14 protein-coding genes are annotated in these 15,140 nt (G+C 70.5%); 13 read left to right on the plus strand and 1 reads right to left on the minus strand.

The features are described from left to right. Positions 1-12 precede the first annotated feature (12 nt). Positions 13-1,008 (minus strand): NUDIX hydrolase, encoded by a 996-nt coding sequence (locus tag MWN33_RS06525; RefSeq protein WP_247199613.1) that lies wholly within the window; start codon positions 1,006-1,008, stop codon positions 13-15. A gap of 120 nt (positions 1,009-1,128) precedes the next feature. Between MWN33_RS06525 and MWN33_RS06530 the strand changes: the two genes are divergently transcribed. From MWN33_RS06530 to MWN33_RS06590, 13 genes are all read left to right on the plus strand, one after another. Further along, positions 1,129-1,965, plus strand: a complete 837-nt coding sequence (locus tag MWN33_RS06530; RefSeq protein ID WP_247199614.1) for an aldo/keto reductase — start codon at positions 1,129-1,131, stop codon at positions 1,963-1,965. Positions 1,966-2,097: 132 nt separating this feature from the next. Next, positions 2,098-2,790, plus strand: a complete 693-nt coding sequence (locus tag MWN33_RS06535) for an energy-coupling factor ABC transporter ATP-binding protein (protein ID WP_247199615.1) — start codon at positions 2,098-2,100, stop codon at positions 2,788-2,790. A 199-nt stretch (positions 2,791-2,989) separates the two neighbouring features. Further along, entirely contained in the window at positions 2,990-3,601 is a 612-nt protein-coding gene (locus MWN33_RS06540; protein ID WP_247199616.1) for an energy-coupling factor transporter transmembrane component T family protein, read from the plus strand. Further along, a complete protein-coding gene (locus MWN33_RS06545; RefSeq protein WP_247199617.1) occupies positions 3,598-4,155 on the plus strand; it encodes a biotin transporter BioY in 558 nt (185 codons plus the stop codon). Before MWN33_RS06540 ends, MWN33_RS06545 begins: the two co-directional genes overlap by 4 nt. Further along, positions 4,152-5,555 (plus strand): AMP-binding protein, encoded by a 1,404-nt coding sequence (locus MWN33_RS06550; RefSeq protein ID WP_247199618.1) that lies wholly within the window; start codon positions 4,152-4,154, stop codon positions 5,553-5,555. Before MWN33_RS06545 ends, MWN33_RS06550 begins: the two co-directional genes overlap by 4 nt. After that, the gene (locus tag MWN33_RS19140) at positions 5,552-6,721 is read left to right on the plus strand and encodes a thiolase family protein (RefSeq protein WP_247199619.1); all 1,170 of its coding nucleotides are present in this window, start codon (positions 5,552-5,554) and stop codon (positions 6,719-6,721) included. Before MWN33_RS06550 ends, MWN33_RS19140 begins: the two co-directional genes overlap by 4 nt. Positions 6,722-6,820: 99 nt before the next feature. Continuing rightward, positions 6,821-7,606 carry a DeoR/GlpR family DNA-binding transcription regulator gene (locus tag MWN33_RS06560; RefSeq protein ID WP_247199620.1) on the plus strand — a complete coding sequence of 262 codons (786 nt, stop codon included), beginning with the start codon at positions 6,821-6,823 and terminating at the stop codon, positions 7,604-7,606. Between the two features lie 143 nt (positions 7,607-7,749). Then, on the plus strand, positions 7,750-8,709 hold the full coding sequence (locus MWN33_RS06565) for an aldo/keto reductase (RefSeq protein WP_247199621.1): 960 nt from the start codon (positions 7,750-7,752) through the stop codon (positions 8,707-8,709). A 17-nt stretch (positions 8,710-8,726) separates the two neighbouring features. Then, positions 8,727-10,439: an adenine deaminase gene (gene ade / locus MWN33_RS06570; RefSeq protein WP_247199622.1), complete on the plus strand. Its 1,713-nt coding sequence runs from the start codon at positions 8,727-8,729 to the stop codon at positions 10,437-10,439. Positions 10,440-10,721: 282 nt separating this feature from the next. Beyond that, positions 10,722-11,450 (plus strand): lysophospholipid acyltransferase family protein, encoded by a 729-nt coding sequence (locus MWN33_RS06575; protein ID WP_247199623.1) that lies wholly within the window; start codon positions 10,722-10,724, stop codon positions 11,448-11,450. Beyond that, a complete protein-coding gene (locus tag MWN33_RS06580) occupies positions 11,447-12,691 on the plus strand; it encodes an NAD(P)/FAD-dependent oxidoreductase (protein ID WP_247199624.1) in 1,245 nt (414 codons plus the stop codon). Before MWN33_RS06575 ends, MWN33_RS06580 begins: the two co-directional genes overlap by 4 nt. A 198-nt stretch (positions 12,692-12,889) precedes the next feature. Continuing rightward, on the plus strand, positions 12,890-13,798 hold the full coding sequence (locus tag MWN33_RS06585) for a LysR family transcriptional regulator (protein ID WP_247199806.1): 909 nt from the start codon (positions 12,890-12,892) through the stop codon (positions 13,796-13,798). Positions 13,799-13,938: 140 nt separating this feature from the next. Beyond that, positions 13,939-15,108, plus strand: a complete 1,170-nt coding sequence (locus MWN33_RS06590) for an ABC transporter substrate-binding protein (protein ID WP_425531958.1) — start codon at positions 13,939-13,941, stop codon at positions 15,106-15,108. Positions 15,109-15,140 lie beyond the last annotated feature (32 nt).

Below are 15,140 nucleotides of genomic sequence, written 5' to 3' on the forward strand. Positions count from 1 at the left end.
CGCCGCCAGTGATCACCGCCGCGCAAAGCCGCCGGGCAGGCGCAGGCCGGGGGCGGGGCGCTCCAGCAGCACCTCGCGGCGGAAGCGCACCAGCCGGGCGGGGCGGCCGCCGGTCTCGGCGGTGGTCTCGCCGGTCTCCTCGACCAGCCGCTGCTGCTCCACCAGCCGGCGGAAGTTCTGCTTGTGCAGCGGCGTGCCCGACAGCGCCTCCACCGTGAGCTGGAGTTGGCCAAGCGTGAAGCTCGGCGGCATCAGCTCGAACACCACCGGGCGGTACTTGATCTTGCCGCGCAGCCGCGCGATGGCGAGCGCCAGCATGCGGCGATGGTCCTCCCGCATCTCCGCGCCGGAGGTGCCGGGCGCCAGGCGGTCGGAGCCGCGCTCGCGCAGCGCCTCGGCGACCAGCCCCGCCTCGTAGAGCAGTTCGTAGCGTTCCAGCACGCGCTCTTCGTTCCAGCCGGCCTCGCTGCCGCGCGCGGCGCCGCCGAAGCACAGCGCCACGCGTTCGGCGCGCATCTCGCCCATGCGCGAACTCGCCGCTCCCGCCGCCCAGGCGCGCAGGCCCGGCTCAAGGCTGTCGAGCACGCCCGGCCGCCCGTCGCGCCAGTCCTCCCACGGGAAGTAGCGGTACCAGCTCTGCCACGCCGCGTCGGCGTCGCCCGCCGGGCGCGCCTCGCGCACCAGCGCGAGATAGGCGAGGGAGAGCGCGCGCGCGCCATCCTCGCCGCGGTCGCGGTCGCCGAAGGTGTAGAGCTGCTCGACATGGCCGAGCTCCTGCAGCGTCTGCCGCTCCACCCAGCTCCGCAGGCCCACCTCCAGCGTGCGGTGGCCGCGCTCCAGCGGGCCGGAGGGAAGCGAGTCGCGCCCGTCGCCATGGCGGATGGTCAGCACCTTGGGGTCGTCGCCCGTCACCGCCACGATCACCGCCGACAGGCCGATGGCGAGGCTCGGCTCCGGCGCGTCCGGCGGGTCGGCCTCGGGGGGCGTGTGGTGAAGGGGCGTCGGCATAGGCGTCCGGTGTCGGCGGAAAGGATGGTGACGGCACGAAGATAGCATGGAAGCGTGCCGCCCGCTTGCGCACGCCGCGCGGGAGTGGCAATCCGCCTGAACAGGCAATGGAGAGGCGCGATGAGCGGCAAGGTGGTTCTTCCCGGCGGCGAAAAGGTTCCGGCCCTCGGCATCGGCACCTGGATGATGGGCGAGCGGGCGGCGGCGCGTAAGGACGAGACCGAATCGGTGCGCCTCGGCGTCGAGCTCGGCCTCAGACTGGTCGACACCGCCGAGATGTATGGCGAGGGCGCGTGCGAGAGCTTCCTCGGCGAGGTGCTGGCCGGGCTGCGCGACAAGGTGTTCCTCGTCTCCAAGGTCTATCCGCAGAACGCCAGCCGCGCCGGCGTCGTCGCCGCCTGCGAGCGCAGCCTGAAGCGGCTGAAGACCGATCATCTCGATCTCTACCTGCTGCACTGGCGCGGCGGCGTGCCGCTGGCCGAGACGGTGATCGGCTTCGAGCACCTCAAAAGCCAGGGCAAGATCCGCCACTGGGGTGTCTCGAATTTCGACACCGACGACATGCTGGAGCTTTGGGACACGCCCGGAGGCGACGCCTGCGCGGTCAACCAGGTGCTCTACAACCTCACCCGGCGCGGGCCGGAATTCGACCTGCTGCCGTGGCTGGAGGAGAACGAGGTGCCGCTGATGGCCTATAGCCCCATCGAGCAGGGCCGCATCAAGACCGCCGGCGTGCTCGCCGAGATCGCCGCCAAGCACGGGGTGAAGCCGTTCCAGGTGGCGCTGGCCTGGGTGCTGCGCAGCCCCAACAACATCGTCATCCCCAAGGCCTCGCGCCCCGAGCACATGCGCGAGAACGCTGGCGCGCGCGACATCAGGCTCGACGCCGACGATTTCGCCGCGCTCGACAAGGCCTTCCCACCGCCCGGCCGCAAGCGCGCGCTGGAAATGCTGTGAGACTGTTCGGCGGCCCCGTTTCCCGTCGCCGTCATCCCCGGGCTCGACCCGGGGATCCATATCTTTGCCCGATGAAGGCGTGGATGGCCGGGTCAAGCCCGGCCATGACGCTCTGACCGCGGGTCGGCCGCGATGAACGCCTCCCTCCGCCTCGACAACGTCACCCTCACGCGCGGCGGGCGCACGGTGCTCGACGGCGTGTCGCTGGAATTGGCCGAGCGGCGCGTCGGACTGATCGGCACCAACGGCTCGGGCAAGAGCTCGCTGGTGCGTCTGTTCAACGGCTTGCTGACGGCCGATGCCGGCCGTGTCGTCGTGCATGGGCTCGACGCGGCGGAGAAGGCGGACGAGCTGCCGCGCAAGGTCGGCTTCATCTTCCAGAACCCCGACCACCAGATCATCTTCCCGACGGTGGCCGAGGAGGTCGCCTTCAGCCTCGAACAGTCCGGCCTGCCGCGCCGCGAGGCGGCGAAGGCGGCCATCCCCGCGCTCGAACGCTTCGGCCGCGCGCACTGGGCGGAGCGGCCGGTGCATGCGCTCTCGGAGGGCGAGAAGCAGTTCCTCTGCATCATCGCCGTGCTGGTGATGGGGCCGGCGGTGATCGTGCTCGACGAGCCTTTCTCCAGCCTCGACCTGCCGACACGGCGGCGGCTGGAGGCGCTGGTCGCCGGCCTGCCGCAGCAGGTGGTGCTGGTGGCGCACGAACTTGACGCCTTCGCCGCCTATGACCGCGTGGTCTGGCTGCATGAAGGGCGGGTGCGGATGGACGGCGCTCCCGGCGAGGTGGTCGCGGCCTACCGCGCCTTCGCGGAGGCGCTGGCGTGAGCGGGACATCCTGCGTTTCCCGGCCCAACGGAGGGGAAGCCGAAGTGCCGCGCCGGGACCCAGCACAAGAATCACCCGTAGGGACATACTTTTTAGGTTCGGCGGCTTCGCCGGATTATTCCTGGGTCCCGGATCGGCGCTGCGCGATGCGCAGCTTGTCCGGGAAACCCGGTGGCGCCGCGCCGGAGATCCCTCGTCCATGATCTCGCTCTATCTGCCCGGCCGTACCTGGCTGCATCGCATGCCCGCCGGCTGGAAGCTGCTGGCGCTGGCCCTTGTCAGCCTCGCCATCACGCCGGTCGACAGCGTGGCGGTGATGACGGGCCTCGTGGTCGCGGTGCTGGCGCTCTATGCCTCTCTCGGGCGCGCGGCGCTGGCGCAGATCGCGCTGCTGCGCCCGCTCTGGATGCTGTTCGTCATCCTGCTGGCGCTGCATTGGTGGAGCGGCGACGTCCTGTTCGGCGTGCTGGTGGTGCTGCGCATCGTCGCCATGGTGCTGCTGGCCAATGCCGTGACCATGACCACCCGCATGGATGCGATGATGGACGCGGTGGAGCCGCTGCTTATGCCTTTGCGGCTGTTCGGCGTCGCCCCGCGCCGCGTCGCGCTGGCGGTGGCGATGATGATCCGCCTCATCCCGCTGCTGTTCGCCCTGTGGGAGGCGCTGAACGAGTCCTACCGTGCCCGTTCCGGCCGGCGGGGCGGCTGGCGCCTGCTCGCGCCATTCTGTATCCAGACGCTGAGACTGTCCCATAACACCGCCGAGGCGCTTGCTGCGCGGGGCGGCGCACCCCGAGGAGGCCACCGATGAAGGATCGTTCGCTCGTGCAGATCGCCCTTTATGCCGCGATCTTTGCGATGCTGGGCCTGCTGCCGCGCTTCGACCTGCCCTTCGCCGGCGGGGTGCCCATCACCGCGCAGAGCATGGGCGCCATGCTGGCCGGCGTGATGCTCGGCGCGTGGCGCGGGGCGCTCGCCATCGTGCTGCTGCTGTTCGTGGTGGCGCTCGGCGCGCCGCTGCTGGCCGGCGGGCGCGGCGGGCTCGGCGTGTTCTTCTCGCCCTCCGTCGGCTTCATCTTCGGCTGGATCGCGGTGGCCTTCGTCGCCGGCTGGATCATGCAGGCGCTGCGCACCGCGCCGGTATTCCCCTCCGCGCTGGTGGCGGCGGTCATTGGCGGCATCTTGGTGATGTACGCCTTCGGCATCGCCGGCATGTCGCTGGTCGGCGGGCTGGCGCCGCTCGACGCCGCCAAGGCGTGCCTGATCTTCATCCCCGGCGACACGATCAAGGCGGTGCTGGTGGCGCTGATCGCCCAGACGGTGGCGCGCGGCATGCCCGAGGCCCTGCTCTCGCGCAACGCGTGAGCGCGGAGGCGCCGATCATCGGCGCGAGGCTGCCGGCGCTGGCGGAGGCCGCGCCGGACCGGCTGGCGCTGGTGTGCGACGATGAGGTGCTGACCCGCGCGCAACTCGCCACGCACGTCGGCGGGCTCGCCGCATGGCTGGCCGGGCGCACCGCGCCGGGCGAGGGCGTGGCGCTCACGAGCGGCAATGCGCCGGCGCTGGTGGAAGCCTTCTTCGCCTGCGCGGTGAGCGGGCGACAGGCGCTGGTCTACGATCCCTCTTGGCCGGCGCCCTACCGCGCCGCCATCGACGCGGCGCTGGCGCCCGCTCTCACGCTCGACGCGCTGCCGGAAGTGCCGCCCGCGCCCTTTGCCGAGCCACCCGCGCCGGAGGCGCCCTTCTATGTCGGCTTCACCTCCGGCTCGACCGGCCTGCCGAAGGGCTATCGGCGCAACCACCGCTCCTGGATCGACAGTTTCGCGGTAAGCGCCGCCGAGTTCGGCGTAAGCGACGCCGATGTCGTGCTCGCGCCGGGCGGGCTCGCCGCCTCGCTGCATCTCTACGGCGTCGTCCACGCGCTCCATATCGGCGCGCGCGCGGTGATGATGCGCCAGTTCCACCCCCGCCGGGCGCTGCGGCTGATCGGGCGCCACGGCGTGAGCGCGCTCTACGCGACACCGACGCAGCTTCAGATGCTGGTCGAGGCCGGCACCGGCGAGAGCTTTCCCTCGCTGCGCATGCTGATGATCAGCGGCGCCAAATGGCGGCCGGAGACCCGTGCGGCGGTCGAGGCGCTGTTCCCGAATGCCCGCATCGCCGAGTTCTATGGCGCCTCGGAGCTGAGCTTCGTCGCCATCGCCCATCCCGACGAGCGCGTGCCGGCGGGCGCCGTGGGCCGGGCCGCGCGCGGCGTCACGCTCCGCATCCGCGATGCGGCGGGCCGCGATCTGCCGGTGGGCGAGGCGGGCGCCATCTGGGTCGGCAGTTCCATGCTGTTCGACGAATACGCCTGCGGCAGTGCCCCGGAGACCCGCCGCGCGGACGGCTTCCTCACCATCGGCGACCATGGGCGGCTGGACGAGGCGGGCTTCCTCTATCTGCACGGGCGCGAGCGGCGCATGCTCGTCACCTCGGGGCTCAACGTCTACCCGGAGGAGGTCGAGGCCGTGCTGGCGGGGCTTTGCGGTATCGAGGAGGCGGCGGTGTTCGGCGTGCCCGACCCGCTGCGCGGGGTCGAGCTGGTCGCGGTGCTGCGCGGGCGATATGACGAGCCCGCCCTGCGCGCCGCCTGCCGGGCGGTGCTGCCGGCGGCCAAGATCCCGCGCCGCTTCCTCGCCCTCGACGACTGGCCGCGCACCGCCGGCGGCAAGGCGGACCTCCGGGCGCTGGAGGCCATCGTTCATGAGAGGCTGAAACGGTGAGCGGGGCCTTCATCGTCAGCGCTCGCCGCACGGCGGTGGCCCCGCGCGGCGGCGCCTTCCGCGCGATGGAGGCGCACGATCTCGCCGCCCCGGTGCTGCGGGCCTGTCTTGTCGATGCCGGTCGCGAGCCGCACGAGGTGGAGCACGTCATCCTCGGCAACGCGCTGTCCGGCGGCGGCAATGTCGCCCGCCTCGCGGCGCTGGCGGCCGGCCTTCCCGCGAGCGTGCCGGCGCTGACGCTGGACACGCAGTGCTGTTCCGGGCTCGACGCGATCCAGCTTGCCGTCCGCATGGTGGAATCGGGCGCGGCGGAGCTCGTGCTTGCCGGCGGGGTGGAGAGCTTCAGCCGGTCGCCGCTGCGCGCCGTGCGTCCGAGGACGAAGGGCGAGGCGCCGGTCTTCTACGACCGCCCGCCCTTCACCCCCTTTCCGGCGCGCGATCCCGACATGATCGAGGTGCTGGCGCGGGCGGCGCGGGGGATGAGCCGGGCCGAGCAGGCGGCCTTCGCCATTGCGAGCCACGCCAAGGCGCTGGCGGCGCGCGGGCGGCTGGAGGCCGAGATCGTGCCGGTGGCGGGCCTCGCCTTCGACAGCTTCACCCGTGAGCTCACCGAGCGCCTGTGCGCCCGCGCGCCCGTGCTCCATCGCGACGGGGAGACGGAACTGGACGCGGCCGGCGTCGCGGTGGAGGCGGATGCGGCCGCAGTGGTGCTGGTGGCGTCGCGGCAATGGGTGGAGCGTCGCCTCCATGTCGGCCGTCCGCTTGCTGAGGTGTTCTATGTCCGCTCCTTCGCCGGTGCGCCGGAGGACCCGCCGGGGACGGTGGATCACGCGCTGCGGGAGACGGCCTTCGAGACGGCTTTGGTGGACGTCCACAACACGGACTCTGAAGCGAGGCTGGATTGGGCGCAGATTCCCGTCGTCGAGCTGATGGAAGCCTCGGCCGGGCAGGCATCGCGTAATTGCGCCTGGGCCGGACTCGATCCCGCCCGCATCAATCGCGGCGGCGGCGCGCTCGCGCGTGGCCATCCCATCGGCGCCTCGGGCGCCATCCTCGCCGTGCGACTGTTCCACGAGATGGCGGGCGAGCCGCCGGAGACGCTCGGCCTCGCCGCCATCGCGGCGGCCGGTGGACTGGCCAGCGTGCTCATGTTGCAGCGCAGCTAAGCACCTGTTTGCCGCGAACGCCTCCAATGTGCAGGATGCGTTTCGAATCGTCCGTAGAAGACGATCGTCTGTTCCCGGGAGACAGGACCCGCCGGCCGAATGAACGCTATCTCCTCTCGCCAGCAGGACATACTCGTGCTGGCGCGCGCGCAGGGGCGGGTGAGCGTCGAAGACCTCTCCGCGCGTTTCGACGTGTCGCCCCAGACCATCCGCAAGGACCTCAACGATCTTTGCGTGCGACGGCTGATGTCGCGCGTGCATGGCGGCGCCGTGGTCGCCTCCGGCGTCGAGAACCTCGCCTATGAGGCCCGCCGCGCCATGGCGCAGGGCGCCAAGCGCGCCATCGCCGAGGCCGCCGCCAGCATGGTGCCGAACCGCGCCTCGCTGTTCATCAATATCGGCACCACCACCGAGGAAGTGGCCCGCGCGCTGGCGGACCATGAGGACATGCTGGTCATCACCAACAATCTCAACGTGGCGACGCTGCTCTACCGCCACCCGAAGATCGAGCTGATCATGGCCGGCGGCCCGGTGCGCCACGCCGACGGCGCGGTGATCGGTTCGGCGGCGGTTGACTTCGTGCGCCAGTTCCGGGTCGACTACGCCGTCATCGGCGCCTCCGCCATCGAGGAGGACGGCACGCTGCTGGATTTCGACTATCGCGAGGTGCAGGTCGCCCGCGCCATCATCGACAACGCACGGCAGGTCATACTGGTGGCCGACCGCTCCAAGCTGGAGCGCACCGCGCCGGTGCGCATCGGCTCCATCGCCGAGATCGACACCTTCGTCACCGACACGGTGTCGTCACCCGAGCTGCGCAATGTCTGCCAGCGCGAGCAGGTCGAGCTCATCGAGGTCGGCAGCCTCGACGACGAGGCGTTCTGAGCGCGCGGGCGGCGCGTTACAACCGGGAGGTGGCTGGCCCTCCCGGCGTCCTGCCCTAGATTGGCTGACGCATTCGCGACCCGTTCCGCGCGGAGCGCCGACCTGAGGCCGGTGCCGCGCCCGCGACCCGGAGGAAAATGACGATGGAACTGCGCCGCCTCGGACGCTCCGACATTCTGGTTCCCCCGCTGTGCTTCGGCGGCAACGTGTTCGGCTGGACCGCCGACGAAGCCACGTCCTTCCGCCTGCTGGACGGGCTGTTCGAGGCCGGCTTCACCTTCATCGACACCGCCGACGTCTATTCGCGCTGGGTGAGCGGCCATGAGGGCGGCGAATCCGAGGCCATCATCGGGCGCTGGATGAAGGCGCGCGGCAACCGCGACCGGCTCGTCATCGCCACCAAGGTCGGCGCCGACATGGGGCTCGGCAAGGTCTGCCTGAAGCCGGACTATATAAGCGAGGCGGTCGAAGCCTCGCTGACGCGGCTGCAGACTGACTATATCGACCTCTACCAGTCGCATTGGGACGACCCGGAAACCCCGTTCGAGGAGGTGCTGGGCGCCTATGACGAGCTGATCCGGGCCGGCAAGGTGCGGCTCATCGGGGCTTCCAACCTCTCCGGCCCGCGCCTGTTCGAGGCGCTGGCGGTGGCCACGCGGGAGAAGCTGCCGCGCTACGAGACGCTGCAGCCCGAATATAATCTGTGCGAGCGCGCCGGGTACGAGGCCGAGCTGGAGCCGATCTGCCGGGCCAACGGGCTCGGCGTCATCACCTATTTCTCGCTCGCGGCCGGCTTCCTGACCGGCAAGTACCGCACCCCGGCCGACGCGCAGAAGAGCGTGCGCGGGCGGTCGCTGGTCGACAAATATCTCAATCCGAAGGGCCTCGGCATCCTCGCCGCGCTCGACGAGGTGGCCAATGCCAAGGGCGCGACGCCGACGCAGGTGGCGCTCGCCTGGGTGATGGCGCGCCCCGGCGTGACGGCGCCGATCGCCAGCGCCTCGCGCGTCGAGCAGCTCGGCGAGCTGATCGCCGCCGCCGAGCTGACGCTCTCGGACGCCGAGATCGCCCGGCTCGACCGGGCGAGCGCCTGGAAGGAATAGAGGTTAGGACGCTGGCCATGACCACCCGCAGCCCCGCGCAGATCGGCCGCCTCATCGACGCGGGGCGCGGCGTCGCCCCGGCCGATCTGGTGATCAAGGGCGTCCGCCTGCTGGACGTCATCACCGGCACCATCACCCGCACCGACATCGCCATCGTCGGCGACCGCATCGTCGGCACGTACGACAGCTATGACGGCGCGACGGTCATCGACGGCAGCGGGCTGTTCGCGGTGCCCGGCTTCATCGACACCCATCTGCACGTCGAATCCTCGCTGGTGACGCCGCTGGAATTCGACCGCTGCGTGCTCCCCCACGGCGTCACCACGGCGATCTGCGACCCGCACGAGATCGCCAATGTGCTGGGCGCGGAGGGCATCGCCTGGTTCCAGCGCTGTGCCGAGCACACGATCATGGACCTGCGCGTGCAGCTCTCCTCCTGCGTGCCGGCGACCGGCTTCGAGACCGCAGGAGCCGAGCTGGATGCCGCCGATCTCGTGGCGCTGCGCGGCCATGCCTCCGGCATCGGCCTTGCCGAGTTCATGAATTTCCCCGGCGTGCTGTTCCGCGACGCGGGCTGCCTCGACAAGCTCTCCGCCTTTTCCGACGGGCACATAGACGGCCACGCGCCGCTGCTGCGCGGGCGCGACCTCAACGGCTACATCGCGAGCGGCATCCGCACCGAGCACGAGGCGACCTCGCTGGAGGAGGCGCGCGAGAAGCTGGTGAAGGGCATGACGGTGCTCATCCGCGAGGGCTCGGTTTCCAAGGACCTGCACGCGCTGATCCCGCTGATCTCGGCCGACACCTCGGCTTTCCTCGCCTTCTGCACGGACGATCGCAACCCGCTCGACATCGCCGAGGAGGGCCATCTCGACTACATGATCCGCGAGGCGATCAAGGGCGGCGCGCCGCTGCACCATGTCTACCGCGTGGCGAGCTGGTCGGCGGCCAACGCCTTCGGGCTGAGGGATCGCGGCCTGATCGCGCCGGGCCGGCGCGCCGACATCGTGCTGCTCGACGATCTGGAATCCTGCTCGGTGCGCCATGTCGTCAGCGCCGGAAGGCTGGTGACGCCCGAGCTCTTCGCCACGCGCGCCCATGTGCCGCCGGTCGGCCTCGATTCCATGAAGGCCGAGCCTGTCGAGGCCGCCGATTTCCGCATCCCCGCCACCGGGCCCGCCACCCGCGTCATCGGCGTGGTGCCGGGGCGCATCATCACCGAGGATCTGAGCTTCGACCTCGCGGTGATCGACGGCGAGAAGCACGCCGATCTGGACAAGGATGCGGTGAAGGTCTGCGTCGTTGCCCGCCACGGCAAGAACCGCAATATCGGGCGCGGTTTCGTGCATGGCTTTGGCATGAAGCGCGGCGCCATCGCCTCCTCGGTCGGCCATGACAGCCACAACATCACCGTGGTCGGTGTCGACGAGGCCGATATGGCGGTGGCGGTGAACCGGCTGATCGACCTGAAGGGAGGCTTCGTGGTGGCCGAGGGTGGGCAGGTGCGGGCCGAGCTCGCCCTGCCGGTGGCTGGGCTGATGGCGGATACCTCGTTCGAGGAGGTGCACGACGCGCTGATTCCGCTGCGCGCGGCGGCCAAGGCGCTCGGCGTCGTGCTGCCCGAGCCGTTCCTGCAGGTCGCCTTCCTGCCGCTGCCGGTGATCCCGCATCTGAAGATCACCGATTTCGGCCTGTTCGACGTGAACGCCTTCGCGCTGATCGAGGGGTAGGGCGTCACCGGCCCGCTTCGCCCGCACCCCGTCATGGCCGGGCTTGACCCGGCCATCCACGCCTTCGTCGAGGCGGGGAGGTGGGAGTCGTGGATCCCCGGGTCAAGCCCGGGGATGACGTTGTATCGGGATGACGCGGTAGAGGGTGGGGCGTCGAGCCCGACGGCGCCCCCGCGCCGCCTCTCGGAGCCGGGTCTCTGTCCGCCACGCCCGCCGGCCCTCCCGCCGGCCGCGCCGATCTGCTAGACCGGCCGGGTGATCCGTGAGGCCTGCCGCTCCGCAATGTCCCGCCTGCGCTCGACCGTCTTCCTCGTCCTGCTCGTCCTGTGGACGCTGCTGCTGGCCGCGACCATTCCCTATTACGCGCTGCGCCGCGATCCGCCCGCCACGCGGCGCTTCTCGCGCGTGTGGGCGCGCGGAGTGCTCGCGCTGCTGCGGCTCGTGGGGGTGGCATGCCGCACCGTCGGCGAGGCGAACCGGCCGGACACGCCCGCGCTCTATGTCGCCAACCACCAGTCGACCTTCGAGACCATCGCCGCCGCCACGCTGGTGCCCGATGTCGCCATCGTGCTGAAGGAGGAGCTGTACCGCATCCCGGTCTTCGGCTGGTTCCTCAAGCGCTCGCCGATGATCGCTATCGACCGGGCGGGCGGCGGCGCGGCGATGAAGAAGATGTTCCGCGAGGGTCGCGAGGCGGCGGGTGAGGGGCGCAGCCTGCTGATCTTCCCGGAAGGCACCCGCCAGCCGGTGGAGGCGCGCGCGCCGATGCAGCGCGGCGTGCTGCTGCTCTACAAGGCGCTCGGCCTGCCCGTGGTGCCGGTGGCGCACAATGCCGGGCTGTTCTGGCTGGCGCGCAGCTTCGAGATACGGCCGGGCACCATCACCGTGTCCTTCCTGCCGCCCATCCCCCCCGGCCTGCCGGATGCCGAGTTCATGGAGCGGATCGGCGCGGCGATCTATGACGAGCGCGACCGGCTGGTGGCGCTCGCAAGAAGTGAGGAACAAGCGTGAGCGATATTCCCGGTATCGTCATCGTCGGCGCGGGGCAGGGCGGCTTCCAGGCCGCCGCCTCGCTGCGCGAATCCGGCTATCAGGGGCGCCTCGTCCTCGTCGGCGACGAGCCGGGCGTGCCCTATCAGCGCCCGCCGCTCTCCAAGGCCTATATGAAGGGCGAGGCCGGCATCGAGCAGATCGAGCTGCGCCCGGCCGCCTTCTATGCCGATCACCGCATCGAACTGGTGAACGCGCGCGCCGCCGCCATCGACCGGGCGGCCAAGCGCCTGCTTCTGCAGGGCGGCGAGCCGCTGAACTACGCGCACCTCATCCTCGCCACCGGCGCGCGCAACCGGCCGCTCCCGGTGCCGGGCCGCGAGCTTGCCGGCGTGTTCTATCTGCGCAGCCGCGCCGATGCCGATGCGCTCAAGCAGCGGCTGGAGGCCGCCCGCCGCGTGGTGGTGATCGGCGCCGGTTTCATCGGGCTGGAATTCGCGGCGGTGGCCCGCGCGCTCGGCCATGAGGTGACGGTCATCGAGGCCGCCGCCCGTCCGCTGGCCCGCGCCGTCTCGCCCGACATGTCGGCCTTCTTCGCGCAGGCCCATGCGGCGATGGGCACGAAGCTGCTGCTCGGCGCTGGCGTCGTCGGGCTGACGGGCGAGGGCGGCCATGTGACCGGCGTTGAGACGACTGACGGGGCGGTGCATCCCGCCGATTTCGTGCTGGTCGGCATCGGCGTGGTGCCGAATGTGGAACTCGCCGCCGAGGCCGGGCTGGAGGTGGCGAACGGCATCGTCGTCGACGCGCATCTGGCGACCGCCGATCCGTCGATCTCCGCGCTCGGCGATGCTGTGGCCTATCCCAGCCGCTTCGCCGGGGCGATGGCGCGGCTTGAATCAGTGCAGAACGCCGTCGATCAGGCGCGCAGCCTTGCGCACCGGTTGACGGGCAAGGTCTCGCCCACGGGGGAGCCAGCGCCCTTCGATGCCGTGCCGTGGTTCTGGAGCGACCAGGCCGACCTCAAGCTGCAGATCGTCGGCCTCGCCGGCCCGACGGATGCGGGGGTGCTGCGGGGCGATCCCGCCTCGCGACGCTTCTCGGTGTTCCGCTTCCGCGAGGGCGTGCTCACCGCCATCGAGAGCGTCAACCGCCCGGCCGACCACATGCTCGGCCGCCGCCTGCTGGCCGGCACGCCCGCGATCACCCCGGAGCAGGCCGCTGACGAGAGCTTCGAGCTGAAGAGCCTGCTGGGGCGGTAGTCTCGTTTTCTTTCATTGTCATCCCGGCCGCAGCGAAGCGGAGAGTCGGGATCGCCATTCATTTCGCGCGATCCCGGATCGGCCTGCGGCCGTCCGGGATGACGGGAGGTGGAGGGGAGCCGCTCGTCGTCTTTGTCTTCCCCCGTTTGTATTCCTCCGTGCTACCATCGGAAAATCCGTTCCATCATGGGTCGCCCGATGGCCTTTTCGCTGCGCCAGCTCCAGTATTTCGTGGCCGTGGCGGAGAACGGCTCGGTGTCCTCGGCCGCGCATACGCTCTCCATCTCGCAGTCGACCGTTACCGAGGCGCTGCGCGAGCTGGAACTCGATCTCGGCTTCCGGCTGCTGGAACGGCACGCGCGCGGCGCTGATCTCACGCTGAAGGGCCACCATTTCCTGCGCCACGCCCGCAAGATCCTCGGCGACGTCGCCGATGCGCGCCGCGCGCTGGCCGGGCCGGAGACGGCGGCGCTCACCGGCCGGCTGTCGGTCGGCGTCACCCCGCTGGTTGCCGGCTACATCTATTCCGATCTCATCGCCCGCTTCCGCCGCGCCTTCCCCGGCATCACGGTGGAGGCGGTGGAGGACGCGGCGGATTATCTCGAACATCTGCTGGTCGGCGGCGAACTCGACGTCGCCGTCATGGTGCTGCCGCCGGGGCGCCGCTCGGCGGCGTTGCAGACCGAGGCGGTCGAAGTCTCGCCCTATCGGGTCTGGCTGCCGCTCGGCCACACGGCGCTTGCCGAGGAGCGGGTGAGCCTGCGCGAGCTCTCGGGCGAGCCGCATGTGCTGCTGACCATCGACGAGATCGCGGAAGCCTCGGAAATCGTCTGGCGCCGGCTCGGCATCCGCCCGCCGGTGGCCTTCCGCACCCGCTCGGTGGAGGCGGTACGCTCGCTGGTGGCGACAGGCGCCGGCGTCGCCGTGCTGCCGGACCTCACCTATCGTCCCTGGTCGCTGGAAGGCGACAAGATCGAGGCGCGCACGCTGGTCGACGACGTCCCGGCGGTGGAGGTGGCGACCGCCTGGCGGCGCGGCTCGCCGCTCTCCGGCGCCGCCGCCGGTTTCGTCTCCATCGCGGCCACGCGCCATGCCGGCCGGCGGTGACAGCGGCTGGAAGCTGCACATCCCGTACTCATCGGTTTTTCCGATGCCTGCCTTCTGATCTTTGGTGTGGCGCGCGCCGTGGTGCGGCGGCACACTTTCCCTAAAGGGCGGCCAGCGCCCGCAGAACAGAGGGAAAGATCATGCCGACCATTGCCCGTTATCTGCATCTGCCGGCGCTCGTCGCCTGCGCCTCGCTCACCCTCCAGCCCGCCTTCGCCGCCGAGATGAAGGCGCTCGGCAAGGGCGAGGGGCAGGTCGATATCGTCGCCTGGCCCGGCTACATCGAGCGCGGCGAGACCGACAAGGCCTATGACTGGGTGAGCGCCTTCGAGAAGAAGACCGGCTGCAAGGTCAATGTGAAGACCGCCGGAACCTCCGACGAGATGGTCGCGCTGATGAACGAGGGCGGCTTCGACCTCGTGACCGCCTCGGGCGACGCCTCGCTGCGCCTCATCGCCGGCAAGAAGGTCGCCCCCATCAACACCAAGCTGATCCCGAGCTGGAGCACGGTGGACGAGCGCCTGCAGAGTTCGCCCTGGCACACGGTGAACGGCACCCATTACGGCGTGCCCTACCAGTGGGGCTCCAACGTGCTGATGTACAACACCGAGACCTTCAAGGACGGCGCGCCCAAGAGCTGGAACGTCGTCTTCGAGGAGCAGACGCTGCCGGACGGCAAGTCCAACAAGGGCCGCGTGCAGGCCTTCGACGGGCCGATCTACATCGCCGACGCGGGGCTCTATTTGATGGCGCACAAGCCCGAGCTCGGCATCAAGGACCCCTACGAGCTGACCGAGGACCAGTACAAGGCCGCGCTCGACCTGCTGCGCGCGCAGCGCAAGATCGTGCAGCGCTACTGGCACGACGCCATGATCCAGGTCGACGACTTCACCAATGAAGGCGTGGTCGCCTCTTCCTCCTGGCCGTTCCAGGTGAACCTGCTGGTCAGCCAGAAGAAGCCGATCGCCTCGACCATTCCGCAGGAGGGCGCCACCGGCTGGGCCGACACCACCATGATGCATGTCGACGCCAAGCACCCGAACTGCGCCTATATGTGGATGGAGCACTCCCTCTCGCCGAAGGTGCAGGGCGACCTCGCCTCGTGGTTCGGCTCGGTGCCGTCCGTCCCGGCCGCCTGCAAGGGCAACGAGCTGCTCGGCGCCGAGGGCTGCAAGACCAACGGCATGGAAGACTTCGAGAAGATCCACTTCTGGCGCACCCCGGTCGCCAAATGCGCCAGCCAGGCCGCCGGCTGCGTGCCCTATTACCGCTGGGTGTCCGACTACATCGCCGTGCTCGGCGGGCGGTAGGCCGCTGCGGGCCTTTCCGCTTCTCCTCCTCT

The sequence above is a fragment of the Ancylobacter koreensis genome, assembly GCF_023016525.1.
Lineage (GTDB): Bacteria > Pseudomonadota > Alphaproteobacteria > Rhizobiales > Xanthobacteraceae > Ancylobacter > Ancylobacter koreensis.

Excerpts from the sequence above, each read along its gene's own strand:
- MWN33_RS06590 (WP_425531958.1), top strand. The coding sequence starts at position 13,939 with ATGCCGACCATTGCCCGTTATCTGCATCTGCCGGCGCTCGTCGCCTGC.
- MWN33_RS06565 (WP_247199621.1), top strand. The coding sequence starts at position 7,750 with ATGGAACTGCGCCGCCTCGGACGCTCCGACATTCTGGTTCCCCCGCTG.
- MWN33_RS06560 (WP_247199620.1), top strand. The coding sequence starts at position 6,821 with ATGAACGCTATCTCCTCTCGCCAGCAGGACATACTCGTGCTGGCGCGC.
- MWN33_RS06545 (WP_247199617.1), top strand. The coding sequence starts at position 3,598 with ATGAAGGATCGTTCGCTCGTGCAGATCGCCCTTTATGCCGCGATCTTT.
- MWN33_RS06525 (WP_247199613.1), bottom strand. The coding sequence starts at position 1,008 with ATGCCGACGCCCCTTCACCACACGCCCCCCGAGGCCGACCCGCCGGAC.
- MWN33_RS06535 (WP_247199615.1), top strand. The coding sequence starts at position 2,098 with ATGAACGCCTCCCTCCGCCTCGACAACGTCACCCTCACGCGCGGCGGG.
- MWN33_RS06585 (WP_247199806.1), top strand. The coding sequence starts at position 12,890 with ATGGCCTTTTCGCTGCGCCAGCTCCAGTATTTCGTGGCCGTGGCGGAG.
- ade (WP_247199622.1), top strand. The coding sequence starts at position 8,727 with ATGACCACCCGCAGCCCCGCGCAGATCGGCCGCCTCATCGACGCGGGG.
- MWN33_RS06530 (WP_247199614.1), top strand. The coding sequence starts at position 1,129 with ATGAGCGGCAAGGTGGTTCTTCCCGGCGGCGAAAAGGTTCCGGCCCTC.
- MWN33_RS06540 (WP_247199616.1), top strand. The coding sequence starts at position 2,990 with ATGATCTCGCTCTATCTGCCCGGCCGTACCTGGCTGCATCGCATGCCC.
- MWN33_RS06575 (WP_247199623.1), top strand. The coding sequence starts at position 10,722 with ATGTCCCGCCTGCGCTCGACCGTCTTCCTCGTCCTGCTCGTCCTGTGG.